The organism is Mesoterricola sp. JemC181 (assembly GCF_055384585.1).
In genome coordinates, this window is the sequence record NZ_AP045076.1 from 723867 (window position 1) to 737106 (window position 13240).

At 71.8% G+C, this 13240-nt stretch carries 13 protein-coding genes; 7 read left to right on the top strand and 6 right to left on the bottom strand.

Annotation, left to right across the window (positions count from 1 at the left end):
* Positions 1-13 precede the first annotated feature (13 nt).
* A complete protein-coding gene (locus tag ACZ5MC_RS03260) occupies positions 14-493 on the top strand; it encodes a DinB family protein (RefSeq protein ID WP_306598877.1) in 480 nt (159 codons plus the stop codon).
* On the opposite strand, the gene ACZ5MC_RS03265 is transcribed toward ACZ5MC_RS03260, so the two are convergent.
* The 5 genes from ACZ5MC_RS03265 to ACZ5MC_RS03285 form a co-directional block, all read right to left on the bottom strand.
* Positions 494-1663, bottom strand: a complete 1170-nt coding sequence (locus ACZ5MC_RS03265; RefSeq protein ID WP_306598878.1) for a phospholipase D-like domain-containing protein — start codon at positions 1661-1663, stop codon at positions 494-496.
* Positions 1664-1758: 95 nt separating this feature from the next.
* Positions 1759-2490, bottom strand: a complete 732-nt coding sequence (locus ACZ5MC_RS03270; protein WP_306598879.1) for a hypothetical protein — start codon at positions 2488-2490, stop codon at positions 1759-1761.
* A 59-nt stretch (positions 2491-2549) separates the two neighbouring features.
* Positions 2550-3350, bottom strand: a complete 801-nt coding sequence (locus ACZ5MC_RS03275; protein WP_306598880.1) for an anti-sigma factor family protein — start codon at positions 3348-3350, stop codon at positions 2550-2552.
* The gene (locus tag ACZ5MC_RS03280; RefSeq protein ID WP_464517029.1) at positions 3347-3955 is read right to left on the bottom strand and encodes an RNA polymerase sigma factor; all 609 of its coding nucleotides are present in this window, start codon (positions 3953-3955) and stop codon (positions 3347-3349) included. Before ACZ5MC_RS03280 ends, ACZ5MC_RS03275 begins: the two co-directional genes overlap by 4 nt.
* 38 nt (positions 3956-3993) lie before the next feature.
* Positions 3994-4548: a plasmid pRiA4b ORF-3 family protein gene (locus ACZ5MC_RS03285; protein WP_306598882.1), complete on the bottom strand. Its 555-nt coding sequence runs from the start codon at positions 4546-4548 to the stop codon at positions 3994-3996.
* 98 nt (positions 4549-4646) lie between these two features.
* Between ACZ5MC_RS03285 and ACZ5MC_RS03290 the strand changes: the two genes are divergently transcribed.
* The 6 genes from ACZ5MC_RS03290 to ACZ5MC_RS03315 all read left to right on the top strand — a co-directional run bounded on the left by ACZ5MC_RS03290 (position 4647) and on the right by ACZ5MC_RS03315 (position 11029).
* Positions 4647-5555 (top strand): DUF7544 domain-containing protein, encoded by a 909-nt coding sequence (locus tag ACZ5MC_RS03290; protein ID WP_306598883.1) that lies wholly within the window; start codon positions 4647-4649, stop codon positions 5553-5555.
* Between the two features lie 92 nt (positions 5556-5647).
* Positions 5648-7192: a 2-isopropylmalate synthase gene (locus ACZ5MC_RS03295; RefSeq protein WP_306598884.1), complete on the top strand. Its 1545-nt coding sequence runs from the start codon at positions 5648-5650 to the stop codon at positions 7190-7192.
* 12 nt (positions 7193-7204) lie between these two features.
* On the top strand, positions 7205-8284 hold the full coding sequence (gene leuB, locus ACZ5MC_RS03300; RefSeq protein ID WP_306598886.1) for a 3-isopropylmalate dehydrogenase: 1080 nt from the start codon (positions 7205-7207) through the stop codon (positions 8282-8284).
* Positions 8281-9687, top strand: a complete 1407-nt coding sequence (gene leuC, locus ACZ5MC_RS03305; protein WP_464517030.1) for a 3-isopropylmalate dehydratase large subunit — start codon at positions 8281-8283, stop codon at positions 9685-9687. The genes leuB and leuC overlap by 4 nt, the downstream gene beginning before the upstream one ends.
* A gap of 7 nt (positions 9688-9694) precedes the next feature.
* Positions 9695-10282: a 3-isopropylmalate dehydratase small subunit gene (gene leuD / locus ACZ5MC_RS03310; RefSeq protein WP_306598888.1), complete on the top strand. Its 588-nt coding sequence runs from the start codon at positions 9695-9697 to the stop codon at positions 10280-10282.
* 15 nt (positions 10283-10297) lie between these two features.
* Entirely contained in the window at positions 10298-11029 is a 732-nt protein-coding gene (locus tag ACZ5MC_RS03315) for a class I SAM-dependent methyltransferase (RefSeq protein ID WP_464517031.1), read from the top strand.
* Here the strand turns inward: ACZ5MC_RS03315 and ACZ5MC_RS03320 are convergent.
* Entirely contained in the window at positions 11007-13193 is a 2187-nt protein-coding gene (locus tag ACZ5MC_RS03320; RefSeq protein WP_306598890.1) for a carbohydrate binding family 9 domain-containing protein, read from the bottom strand. The two genes, ACZ5MC_RS03315 and ACZ5MC_RS03320, sit on opposite strands and share 23 nt — an antisense overlap.
* Between the last annotated feature and the right edge of the window lie 47 nt (positions 13194-13240).

Here is a 13240-nt window from a genome sequence, read left to right on the forward strand (position 1 = left end):
CAAGGAGGTGCCCATGCTGCCCGTGATTGCGACCGCCGCCCGGAGCTACAAGGCCGGGAACGCGATGCTGGACCGTCTCGTCGGGGACTTCACCGACGCCGAATGGGCCGTGCGCGACGCCGCCGGCCACGATCCCCGCTGGCTGGTCGGGCACCTCGCCACGTACCGGAACCGGGTGGCCGCCGCGCTGGGCCTGCCCGTGGAGACGGCCCCCTGGGAGGCCCTCTTCGCCCGGGGCACCTCGCCCGCGGATCTGCCCGCCGACCTGGATGCCGCGGCCATGGTCGCCGCCTTCCACGCCGCCAACGCCGCCATGGCCGGGGCCTGGGAGGGGGTGACGGAGGAGATGCTGGCCAAACCCGTCGGCCGCACCCTGCCCGACGGCACGAACGACGTGGCCGGACTCGTGGGTTTCCTGGCGTGGCACGAGGCCTACCACCTGGGGCAGCTGGGGCTCCTCAGGCGCCTGGCGGGGAAGGCCGGGGCGGTGTAGTCAGTCGACCTTCCGGGGCGTGTAGGCCTTCATCGGCTCCAGCTTCCTCACGTATCCGCTGGTCCAGAGCTTCTCGAAGATCTCCCCGCCCTGCTTCGCCAGGGCCGGCTGGCGCAGGATGGCCTCCACGTTGCGGGAGGCCTCGAAGTAGTCCTCCTCCCAGTTGCTGGTGCCCACCCACAGGGTGGCGCCGTCCAGGACGACGTACTTGCTGTGGACGGTGCGGGCGAAGGGGATGTGGCCGGTGGACGCCTCGGGGATGGAGGCGATGCGCACGTCGATGTTGGGGATCAGGGCCAGGGACTTGAGGTGGTCGAGGCCCCGGCTCTTGAAGACCCAGTCCGAGACCAGCAGGTCGACCTTCACGCCCCGCACGGCCGCGGCCCGCAGGGCGCCGTCCAGCGCAGGCCAGTAGTGGCCGCGGGCGACGGGGGAGTAGGTGAGGAGCTGGATGCGGATGCTGGAGCGGGCTTCGCCCAGGAGCTGGACCAGGGCGCCCAGGGCGGGGCGGACGGTGCCGGGGGAGAGGAAGGGGGGGCTCGCCACCAGCTCGGCGGAGCCCTGGGTTGCGGCGGCGGGCCTGGAGGCCGGCGGCAGGCTCTTGTCCCCGGCGAAGCGCCAGTCCACCTCGAAGACCTCCTGGAGGCGGTCCACCAGGGCGGGGTCGGTGGTGCGGATGCCCAGCTCGTGGATGTGCTCCAGGGCGCGCCAGTCGAAGTTCTGGCTGCCCAGCACCCCCTCCCGACCGTCGGCGAGGAAGTACTTGGCGTGGAGGATGCCGGTGGAGACGCCCTTGAGGTCGAAGACCCGAAGCTCGAGGTTCCGCACCTTGCGCAGGCGGGCCAGGGAGGCGGGGTCCTGCTCCAGCATGCGCCCGCCGGAAAGGATGAAGCGGATCCTCACGCCCCGCGCCCCGGCGCGCTCCAGTTCCTGGAGGACCTCCTCCAGCGCCCCGCCGGGCTCCTGGGCGATGTAGAACTCGGCGAAGTCCAGGCGGCTCTTCGCGCCCCGGATGACCTCGATCCAGGCGTCCTTGGCGAAGGCCAGGTCCGGGTGGGCCAGGGGGGTCTCCCGGGGGATGGACTGGATGAGCCGGGTGGGCCCCTGGGCCCAGGCCGGGAGCAGGGCGAGGGCGAGCAGGGCGGAAGGGAAGGGGAATCGTCGGGGCATGGGGCCTCACAGGGGGATCACCCAGTTTGGACGGAATCTCCGCGAAAAAGGTTGAATGAGGAGAATTCCGGGCGGGATTCCCGGATCCGCCGGGATCAGCCCCGGGGGGGCGGAGGCGCGTATCCGCCGTCCCAGAGCCGGTTCCCGTCCCGGACCACGCCCAGGCGCCGGAGGGTGTCCCGCCACTCGTACTTGATGCAGGTCTTCTCCAGGGCCGCCGCCTCCGGCTCGAAGGCCACGACGCGCGAGGGGGAGTATTCCTCCCGCCCGTAGCCGGTGCCCGCGGCCGCCTCGGAGGCCATGTCCCGGCTCTCCTTGCGGGCGAGGTTCCGCGCGGCGCCGGCGGTGGCCGGAAGGGGGCAGGGGGGAGGCTGGACCTCGGGATACACCGCCACCGCCACCACGCCCATGGCCGACGTGTCGTCGAAGCGGCCCGCGTAGGAATCGTCGGCCGTGGTGAAGAAGAACCGGTTGATGCGGTCCTGGCCGGTGCGCCACCCGGCGTGCTCCTGGGTGGCGTGGGGCTCCAGGATGTACATCCGTTCGTCGTTGCGCAGCCAGGACTTGGCGCCGGAGACGATGTTGCGGCCGTCCACGGCGATGACCAGGCCCACCCGGCGCGAGGTGGTGTTGCGCACCACGATGCGGTAGCCGGCGCCCTTCACGGCTTCCGCGTAGGCGCGGTTCCGGCCGGGGGCGGGGTAGAGGTTCACGGTGCGCCCGTCGTCCATGCGGAGTTCGACGGTGACGGCCTGCCCCACGGAGCGGGCCTGGGAAGGGCAGGCCAGGATGCCTGCGGCGAGGGCGAATGGGATGGCGGTTCTCATGGGGTCCTCCTCGGATGCCGCTCTGTTGGACAAGGGCGCCCCGGGGAAAGTTCCCCCGCCTACCAGGAAATCGTCACCACCACCTCCGGGGGCGGCTGGGCGGGGAGCTCCCCGCCCACCTTGCCGGCCTTCTCCAGCAGGGCCCTCAGCTCCGGAAGGCGGCGGCTGTCCATGCGCGCCGACACCGAGCGCGCTCCCGAGGCCAGGAGTGCGCCCCCGCACGTGCGCAGGGCCTCCAGGGCCGCGGTGCGGGCCCCGGGGGCCTCCAGGCGGAGGGCGACCTGCGCCGGGGCGAAGGCCTCCGCGACGGCGGACCGCGCCGAGGCCTTCAGGGCCCGGTTCTCCATGCGGTCCTGGGCGGCGGCCCCGGAGGCCACGGCCGGCGGGGGCGGGGCGGGCGCCGGAGGCGGCGCGGGCGGCGCCTCCTTCCTCTTCGCCGGCTCCCGCCTGGGGGCCGGGGCGGCGCGTTCCTTCGCCGCGGGCTCCGGGGCCGCCTCCCGCGGAGCGGGAGCCTCCGGCACGGCGGGCGGGACGATGCCCCGGGCCGGCGCGGCCACCCGCATCACCACGTACCCGGAAAAGCAGATCAGGACCAGGGCGGCAGCCTGGACCCAGGGCCGCGTGGCCAGGGGCCGGCGCCTGGGCGCCACCCGGGCGAGGACCCCCTCCGCGAACCCGGGAGGAGGCTCCACGGCCTCGATGGACCGGACGCGCGCCACCGTCTCCCGCAGTTCCGCGAGGGCCCGGGCGCAGTCCCCGCAGGAGGCCAGGTGGGCCTCCAGGGCCGCCGCCTCCGCGGGGGCGAGGGCCCCGTCGAGATGGGCGGAGAGGAGGTCGCGGAAGTCCCGGCAGGCGCTCATGGGGCCCCCAGGGCGCGCTGCAGGCACGCTTTCACGGCTTCCCGGGCCCGGGCCAGGCGGGACTTCACGGTGCCCTCCTTCAGCTCCAGGGCGGTGCCGATCTCCTGGTAGGAGCGGTCCTGCAGGTCACGGAGGATCAGGACCTCCCGGAAGTCCACCGGGAGCTCGCCCACGCAGGCCTCCACCTGGGCCTTCAGGGCGCGGGCCTCCAGGTTGTCCAGGGCGCTCGGGGCCCCGGACGGCGGGTCCGGGAACACGTCGCCCCGGGCCGTGGGGATGGGGGCGTCCAGCGAGCAGGCCTCCCTGCGCCGCCGCGAGGCCAGCTGGGCGATGCGGTTCCGGGCCAGGTTCAGGGTGATGGCGGTGAGCCAGGTGGTGAAGCGCGCCTCGGAGCGGAACAGCGGCAGGCCCCGGTGGGCCGCCACGAAGGCGTCCTGGGCCACCTCGCAGGCCTCCTCGTAGTTGCCCACCATGCGGTACGCCAGGTTCAGCATGGCCTTCTGGTGGCGCCGCACGAGGATCCCGAACGCGTCGGGATCCCCCGCCCGGCAGGCCTCGACCAGCTCCGCATCCCCGCTCCCCTCATCCACCGAACGCCGGCTCATATGTTGGACAGTCTAATGGGCCGGGATGTTCCCGCGTACTAGACTTCTTTCAGGGCGGCCTGAACGGCCTTGAGGTCGAAGGACTCGGCCTTCCAGCCCCGGGGGAAGCAGGCCAGGGCCTGGCCGTGCTCCGGGTGGCTGGGATCCTGGGCGGCGGCCAGGCTGTCCCGGAAGGCGAAGGGGCCCCCGGAGCCCTCGGGGGGGCAGGCCCGGCGGCCTCCCAGGCAGGAGGGGCCCCGCAGGGGGGCTTCCAGGAGGAGGCGGTCCTCCACGGTCACCACGTGGGTCCAGGCGTCCTCGAAGTCGTACTCGTAGTGGAAGGTCTCGCCCGGCTCGACCCCCAGGCCCGCCAGGGAGGCGCGCTCGCCCCGGAGGTCGAAGGCGGCCTCGGAGCCGCTGCGCCCGTACTCGCCCCCCCGGATGCGGAAGACGTGGCCGTGGTCGTCCTCCCACCCGAAGGCGGCCTGGATGGCCCGGTGGAGCCGGGCCAGGCTGATCGAGGCCGGGACCCGGAGCCGTCGCCACACCGGCGGCTTCGTGTCGGCCAGGAGGATCTTGAGCTGGAACGCGTCCCTTGGATCCTTCGCAGGCATGGCGACCCCCGGTGATGAGTGACGGCCCCCGATTCTAGATCCAACCCCGGGTTCTGTCACAATCGGCTCAGCGAAATCCGAGAAAGACGAGGCTCACGATGCTTTCGGCCACCGATGCCATCCAGCGGTCCTTCGAATGGACCCGCAAACTCCTGTTCGACCCCTTCTCCCTGGGGAAGTGGTGCGTCATGGGCTTCACCTCCTTCCTCGCCGCGCTCCTCGGCGGCGGAGGCCTCAACGCCCCCTCGGGCAGGCCCTTCCGGGGCTTCGGCTCCGCGGCGAAGGCCGCCTCGCCCCTGGAGGGCCTGGACGAGGTCCGCCTGTGGCTCCTGGCCCACCTCGGGCTGGTCGCGGCCCTGGGGGTGCTGGTCCTGGCCTTCCTGGTGCTCCTGACCTGGCTGGGGGCCCGCGGCCAGTTCCTGTTCCTGGACAACGTGGTGAACGATCGCGGGCGGGTGGCCGAGCCCTGGAACCGGTACCGGGAGCACGGCAACCGGGTCTTCGTGTTCCTGCTGGTCCTCCAGGCCGCAGGGCTCGCCCTGGTGGCCTTCGGGAGCTACGCGGGCTGGCGGATCGCGGGGGCCGGCGCGGCCGACTTCGAGTTCGGGCTCCAGGCCGTCAAGGGCATTCTCGCCGCCGCCGCCATCATCCTCCCCCTGGGCCTCGCGGCCATGCTGGTGGGCCAGGTCCTCCGGGACTTCGTGGTGCCGGTGATGTACCTGCGGGGAACCACCGTGGCCGAGGGCTTCGGGGTCTGGTGGCGCGAGCTGGTTCCGGGCAACGGCGGCAGCTTCGTGCTCTTCTATCTCCTGAAGCTGGTCCTCTCCATCGCCGCGGGCGTCGCGGTCTTGGTGGGGACCTGCCTCACCTGCTGCCTGGCGGGCCTGCCCTATGTCAGCTCCGTGGTGTTCCTGCCGGTGGCGGTCTTCTTCCGGGCCTACTCCCTGGCCTTCCTGGGGCAGTGCGGGGAGCCCTGGGTGCTCCTGAGGCCGGGTTCCCAGCATTGAATAGATTTATTGGAACCCAAGGAATCCGAATACTGATGGACGCAGGGGGGGGCCGGGACGCGTAATGGAATTTTCCTAGACCGGAAGGTCCCATGACGCGCCAGCACATCGCCATCTTCGACACCACACTGAGGGACGGGGAGCAGAGCCCCGGCTGCAGCATGCAGCCCCAGGAAAAGCTGCGCATGGCCCTCCAGCTCGCGGCGCTCAAGGTGGACGTCATCGAAGCCGGGTTCCCCGTCGCCAGCGAGGAGGACTTCGCTGCCGTCAGCCTCGTGGCCAGGCGGGTCAAGGGCCCGGTCATCGCCGCCCTCTGCCGCGCCCTGCCCCTGGACATCGACCGCGCCTGGGCCGCCCTCAAGGAGGCCTCGCGCCCCCGCATCCACACCTTCGTCTCCACCTCCGACCTGCACATGGCCCACAAGCTCCAGAAGACCCGGGCCGAGGTGCTGGCCATGACCCGTGAGGGCGTCCGCCGCGCGGCCTCCCTATGCAGGGACGTGGAGTTCAGCGCCGAGGACGCCAGCCGCAGCGACCTGGCCTTCCTCGCCGACGTGGTGGCCGTCGCCCTGGAGGAGGGCGCCACCGTCATCAACATCCCCGACACCGTGGGCTACACCTTCCCCGAGGAGTACCGGAACCTGATCCTTTCCCTGCGCGAGCGGGTCCCGGCCCTGGAGAAGGCCGTCATCAGCGTCCACTGCCACAACGACCTGGGCCTGGCCGTGGCCAACACCCTGGCCGCCCTTGAGGCCGGGGCCCGGCAGGTGGAGTGCACCGTCAACGGCATCGGCGAGCGCGCCGGGAACGCCTCCCTGGAGGAGGTCGTGATGGCCCTGCGCGTGCGCGGGGAGCACTTCCCCTTCGAGACCGGCATCGTCACCCAGGAGCTGTACCGCACCAGCCAGATCCTTTCCAACATCACCGGCGTGCAGGTGCAGCCCAACAAGGCCATCGTCGGCAAGAACGCCTTCGCCCACGAGTCCGGCATCCACCAGCACGGCATGCTGGCCAACCCCATGACCTACGAGATCATGACCCCCGAGAGCGTGGGCGTGAAGACCAGCAGCCTGGTGCTGGGCAAGCACAGCGGCCGCCACGCCCTCAAGCAGCGCTACGAGGAGCTGGGCTACCCCCTGGAGAAGGGCACCCTGGAAGGGGTCTACAAGCTCTTCACGGACCTGGCGGACCACAAGCGGGAGATCTTCGACGAGGACCTCATCGCCCTCCTCTACGACGGCATCACCGAGGATCCCCAGACCTGCCGCCTGGTGGCGGTGCAGGCCAACTCCGGCACCAACTCCATCGCCACGGCCCTGGTCACGCTGGCCTGCGCAGGCGGCGAGACCACCGAGACGGCCTCGGGCGACGGCCCCGTGAACGCCGTGTGCGAGGCCATCAACCGCATCACCGGGCTCCAGGGCGAGATCCGGGACTTCCGCCTGCACTCCGTCACCGGCGGCGCCGACGCCCAGGGCGAGGTGCACGTGCGGGTGAAGTTCCCCGAGGGGATCTTCACGGGCAGGGCGGCCAGCACCGACATTGTGCACGGAAGCGCCCAGGCCTACCTCGACGCCATCAACAAGGTCCTCCTGGCCCGGTCGTGCCGGGAGTCCATGACCAGCACCCACGCCTGACCAGGAGTTTCCATGCGCGCCCGCATCGCTGTACTGCCCGGGGACGGGATCGGTCCCGAAGTCGCCCGGGAGGCCGTGGCCTGCCTGGAACAGGTGGCCAGGCTCGCCGGGCACACCTTCCAGTTCCTCGAACTGCCCATCGGCAGCGCGGCCATCGACGCCTGCGGAACGCCGCTTCCGGCCCCGACCCTGGAGGGCTGCCTCGCCTCGGACGCCGTGTTCCTGGGCGCCGTGGGCGATCCGAAGCACGACGCCCTGCCCGCGGCCGAGAAGCCCGAGAAGGGCCTCCTGGCCCTGCGCAAGGGCCTGGGCGCCTTCGCCAACATCCGTCCCGCCTTCCTGCACCCGGCCCTGGTGAACGCCTCGCCCCTGCGGCCCGAGGTCGTGCGCGGCACCGACCTGGTCATCGTGCGCGAACTGGCCGGGGGCCTCTACTTCGGCGAGCCCCGGAGCCTCACGGCCGACACCGGCACCAACACCCTGGCCTATTCCCGGTACGAGGTGGAGCGCATCGCCAGGGTCGCCTTCGAGCTGGCCATGGGCCGGCGGCGCAAGGTCACCAGCGTGGACAAGGCCAACGTCCTGGAATCCAGCCTGCTGTGGCGGGCGGTGGTGAAGGAGGTGGCCCAGGCCTACCCCGAGGTCGCGCTCGAGCACCAGTACGTGGATTCGTGCGCCATGGCCATCGTCACCCGGCCGACCTCCTTCGACGTGGTGGTCACGGACAACCTCTTCGGGGACATCCTCAGCGACGAGGCCTCCGTGCTCACCGGCAGCCTGGGCATGCTCCCCAGCGCCAGCCTGGGCGGGAAGGTCGGGCTCTATGAACCCGTCCACGGCTCCGCCCCCGACATCAAGGGCAGGGGCGTCGCCAACCCCCTGGGCTCCATCCTCAGCGCCGCCATGCTCCTGCGCCACAGCCTGGGCCTGGAGGCGGAGGCCGCCGCCCTGGAGGCCGCCGTGGGCCGCACCCTGGACGGGGGCTACGGCACGCCGGACCTCAAGTGCGAGCGCAACACCATGAGCACCCGCGGCCTGGCCGAGATGGTGCGCCTGAACGTCGGCAACCTGCTGCTGGGGACCCCCGCATGAAGACGCTCTACGACAAGCTCTGGGAAAGCCATGTGGTGGAGGAGCTGGGCGACGGCACGGCCCTGCTCTACATCGACCGCCACCTGGTCCACGAGGTGACCAGCCCCCAGGCCTTCGAGGGCCTGCGCATGGCGGGCCGCGCCGTGCGCCGTCCCCAGGCCGCGCTGGCCGTGGCCGACCACAACGTTCCCACCCGGGAGCGGGCCTCGGGGATCGCCGGCATCCAGGACCCCACCAGCCGCCTCCAGGTGGAGACGCTGGAGGCCAACATGGCCGCCTGCCCCATCCCCTACATCCCCCTCCTGGACCCCCGCCAGGGCATCGTCCACATCATCGGCCCCGAGCAGGGCTTCACCCTGCCCGGCAGCACCGTGGTCTGCGGGGACAGCCACACCAGCACCCACGGGGCCTTCGGGGCCCTGGCCTTCGGCATCGGCACCAGCGAGGTGGAGCACGTCCTGGCCACCCAGACCCTGGTGCAGAAGCGGGCCCGCAACTTCCGCATCCTCGTGCGGGGCGCCCTGCCCAGGGGCACCGGGGCCAAGGACCTGATACTCCGGATCATCGGCGACATCGGCATGGCCGGCGGCACCGGCTCCGCCCTGGAGTTCGCCGGGGAGGCCGTGCGCGGGCTCGGCATGGACGGGCGCATGACACTTTGCAACATGGCCATCGAGGCCGGCGCCCGCACCGGGCTGGTGGCCCCCGACGAGACCACCTTCGCCTACCTCGCGGGTCGCCCCATGGCCCCCGCCGGCGCCCTGTGGGAGGAGGCCCTGCGCCAGTGGCGCGCCCTCCCCTCCGATCCCGGCGCCCCCTTCGACCGCGAGCACGTCCTGGACGTGGCGGACCTGGAGCCCCAGGTCACCTGGGGCACCAACCCCGAGCAGGTGGCGGGCATCACCGGCCGCGCCCCGCTGCCGGGGGAGGCCGCGACGGAGGAGAAGGAACGGCGCGTGGAGCGCTCCCTGGAGTACATGGGCATCCGGCCGGGGCAGGCCCTGCAGGACCTGGCCGTGGACGTGGTGTTCATCGGCTCCTGCACCAACGGCCGCCTGTCCGACCTGCGGGAGGCCGCCGGGGTCCTCCGGGGCCGCAGGGCCGCCCCCGGCGTGCAGGTGCTGGTGGTGCCCGGCAGCGGGCTCGTCAAGGCCCAGGCCGAGGCGGAGGGCCTGGACCGGGTCTTCCGGGAGGCGGGCTGCGAGTGGCGCGAACCCGGCTGCTCCATGTGCCTGGCCATGAACGACGACCGGCTCCAACCCGGCCAGCGGTGCGCGAGCACCAGCAACCGCAACTTCGAGGGCCGGCAGGGAAGGCTGGGGCGCACCCACCTCGTCTCCCCCGCCATGGCCGCCGCCGCCGCGGTGCGGGGGCGCCTTTCCGACGTGCGCGAATTCCTGTGAGGCAGCCATGAATCCCTTCATCCGCCACACCGGGACCGCCGCCGCCTTCATCCGCGAGAACATCGACACGGACCTGATCATCCCCAAGCAGTTCCTGACGACCATCCTCAGGAGCGGCCTCGGGAAGCACCTCTTCAACGACTTGCGCTACCGCGAGGACGGGTCCGAGGACCCGGCCTTCGTGCTGAACCGGGAACCGGGACGGAGCGCCACGATCCTCCTGGGCGGCCCGAACTTCGGCTGCGGCTCCAGCCGCGAGCACGCCCCCTGGGCGCTCATGGACTTCGGCTTCCGGGCGATCCTGGCCCCCTCCTTCGCGGACATCTTCCGCACCAACGCCTTCAAGAACGGCCTGCTTCCCGCCGTGGTGGAGCCCGCCGCCCTGGAGGCCCTGGCCGCCAACCCCGGGCCCGTCACCGTGGACCTGGAGACGCTCACGCTCGCCCAGGGAGGGGCCTCCTGGGCCTTCACCTGCGAGCCCTGGGGCCGCACCGCCCTCCTGGAGGGCCTGGACGAGATCGAGACGACGCTCCACCGCCTGCCCGCTATCGAGGCCTTCGAGGCCCGGAGAAAGGCGGAGTCCGCCTGGCTCTAGGGTAGAGTGGTGGCCATGAGCGCCGCTGATCTTCCCCCTTGGGCCCTGCTTGCCTCCATCTGGGAGGACCTCTTCCCCCTGCGCCAGCCGCGGGTGGACCTCGCCCTCGCCCTGGCCCCGGAAGGGACCCGGACGCTGGACGTGGGGTGCGCCACGGGAAGCCTCGTGCGGGCCCTGGCCACCCGGGGCCGCGTCGCCCACGGGCTCGACCTGGAACCCGCCTTCCTGGAGGTGGCCCGCCTCAGGGCCCGGGAGTCGGGCCTGGACGCCGTCTGGCATGAGGCCGGCATGCTGGACGTCGCCCGCGCCGTGGGCTCCGCGCGCTTCCGGCTCGTCACCTGCCTGGGCCAGACGCTGCCCCACCTCCTGGAGGAGGCGGAGTGGCTGGATTTCTTCCGCCAGGTGCGAACGATCCTGGAGCCCGGGGGGCGCTTCGTCATCCAGGCGGTCCACGATGCGGCGGCCGGGGTCCGCGAACTGCCCGTGCTGCGCACCGCCGCCGGCGTCCTGGAGCGGCGGCGCACCGTGGTCTCCGACACCCTGGCCACCTTCGAGACCCGGTTCACCCCCACCGCCGGGGAACCGGTCACCAGCCTCGTGCGGCACCGCCGCATCCGCCCGGAAGCCGCGGCCCGCCTCCTGCGCGAGGCCGGTTTCCTGCCGGACGCGCCCCTCGTGGACGAGGCGGGGTCGCCATTCCTGGAGTCATCGGCCGGGTGGGTGCTCAGCTCTGCCAGAGGTAGCTGAGCTTGAAGAAGAGGCCGCGGTTCATGGTCTCGTAGCGCGCCCCTCCCGGCTGCCAGCGCTCCTCCCGCCACTCGGCCTTGTCCCGCACCTCCCCGTACCCCAGGAAGAGCACGGTCCCCGGCACCAGGGTGAAGGAGGCCAGGTAGTCGGTGAGCATGCGGCGCCGGAAGGTGTCGGTGCGGGCGATGGCGCGCAGGAAGAAGAACCTGTTGAACTGGTAGGTGAGCTGGGTGTTGGTGGTGCGCACGTCGAAGACCTGCGCGCCGGTGTCCGGGTCCGTCATCCGGGTGCGGTAGAGGTTCACGGTCAGCCGCAGCTCGTCGGTGGGCTGCAGGACGGTGTCGAGGCTGGCGGTGGCCACGTGGCCCTGGTAGGGCGTGGGCGAGGCGTACCAGATGTCGTCGGCGGCGCGGAGGCTGCCGCCCAGGTTGAGCCAGGAGGTGGCCTGGGCGGAGCCCTGGATCCGGTAGACGGTCTTGTGGAAGTAGCGGCCCATCCAGCCTTCCCGCCACCGCTGCACATCCAGGCGGAGGCTGCCGGACCGGGTCGTGTTAAGCCGCAGCGCCGCCAGGTAGAGCTGGTCGGTGAGGCCCGTGGCGTTGTCCCGGGTGATGATCGTGTAGAGGAAGGGATTGACCTTGATGATCCAGGGGGCCCAGGCCCACTTCGGGTGGAAGTTGGGGCCCAGGTACGCGGTCTCCTGGTCGATGCCCACCCGGTTGTAGAAGGCGGTGTCCATGCGGAAGTCGGCCCCGTAGTGCTCCGAGGTCACCGAGAAGTCCAGGGGCCGGGTGCTGTAGTTGTAGGAGAGGAGGTGCCCCTCCCCCTGTGCCGGGACCCGGGTGCCGGGCGCCGTGGACCAGGTCTGGAGCAGGTTGCCCGCGAAGGTGTGGCGGCCCGCCACCTGCCAGGAGAAGTCCATGCCGCCGACCCGGTTGTAGGTGCCGGCGAACTCCCGGCCGCTGTAGATGCCTCCCACGTAGGAGCCGCGTCCGAAGCCGTAGAGGGCGCGTCCGATGGAGAACACGGCTCGGCGTCCCAGGTCCGGGTTCACCTCGCCGTCCCAGGCCGCCCCCGGGGCGCGGTCCCCCGCGGCCAGCACGCCGAACGATACCGGACCCGTGTCGCCGGTGACCTTGGCGCCCCACAGGGGGTCCGCGATGCGCCGGGTGTGCACGGGCACCTGCATGTTGGCGTCGTTGTTGCCCGCGCCGGCCAGGCTGAAGATCCCCATGGATTCCATGAAGAAGGGCCGCTTCTCCGCGTAGAAGACGGGGTAGCGCAGGTTCACCTCGGACTGGAAGGCGTCGGATTCCACCTGGCTGAAGTCGGGCTTCCAGGTGAGGTCGGCCGTCACGGACGAGGTGAGGCCCGCCTTCACCCCGATGCCCAGGTTGGTGGTGTCCGTGCGGGTCCACTGGCCGGGCCGGGTCTGCTGTTCCGAGCGGCTGTGGGTGAACGAGGGCAGGACCTCCAGGCGCAGCGGCGCGTCCAGGGAGGGGAAGCGCAGGGCGGCGTGGGTCTGGTACACCCACTGCCCCGGGGCCATGGCCGGCCAGGACCCGCTCATGCCCAAACGGCTGATGCGCCGCCAGAAGAGCACGCCCATGCGCACGTCCCTGCCGCTCTGGTAGCGGATGCTCTTGAGCGGCAGGCGGACCTCCACGGTGTAGCCGTCGGGTTGCCGCTTCGCCCTGGACTCCCACACCCAGTCCGGGGCCGGGTCCTCGCCCCCGTTCACGGAATCCAGGGCGTCGGCCTGGATGCCCAGGGGGTTCACGAAGAAATGGAGGGCGTTGTGGCCCGTGCCGAAGGTGTCCAGGGAGAAGCCCACCCAGTCGTCGTTCCACAGGTCGTCCCGCTTGCTCAGGCTGGCCTTGATGCGGTCCGGTTCCGTGTCATGACACCTGAATCCGACATACAGCGCCTCGGCGTCGTACGCGAGGTAGACCTCCGTCTCCTGGGGCATGGGGTTGCCGCGCATGGGGTTGTAGGTGCCGAAGGCCCCCGTGGGGAGCCTGGCCCCCGCCCAGGCGGGGTCGCTCAGATCGCCGGTGAGGACGGGGCCGTGGTCCAGGCGCACCGGACGCAGCTCTGGGGCGGCCGCAAGGCCGGGCAGGGCGAGGACCACCAGGAACAGAAGGCTGGGGACAAGGCTTCGCAAAGATCACATCCGTGGGCAATCAGGCGGGTTACGCCCGACCCCTCCCG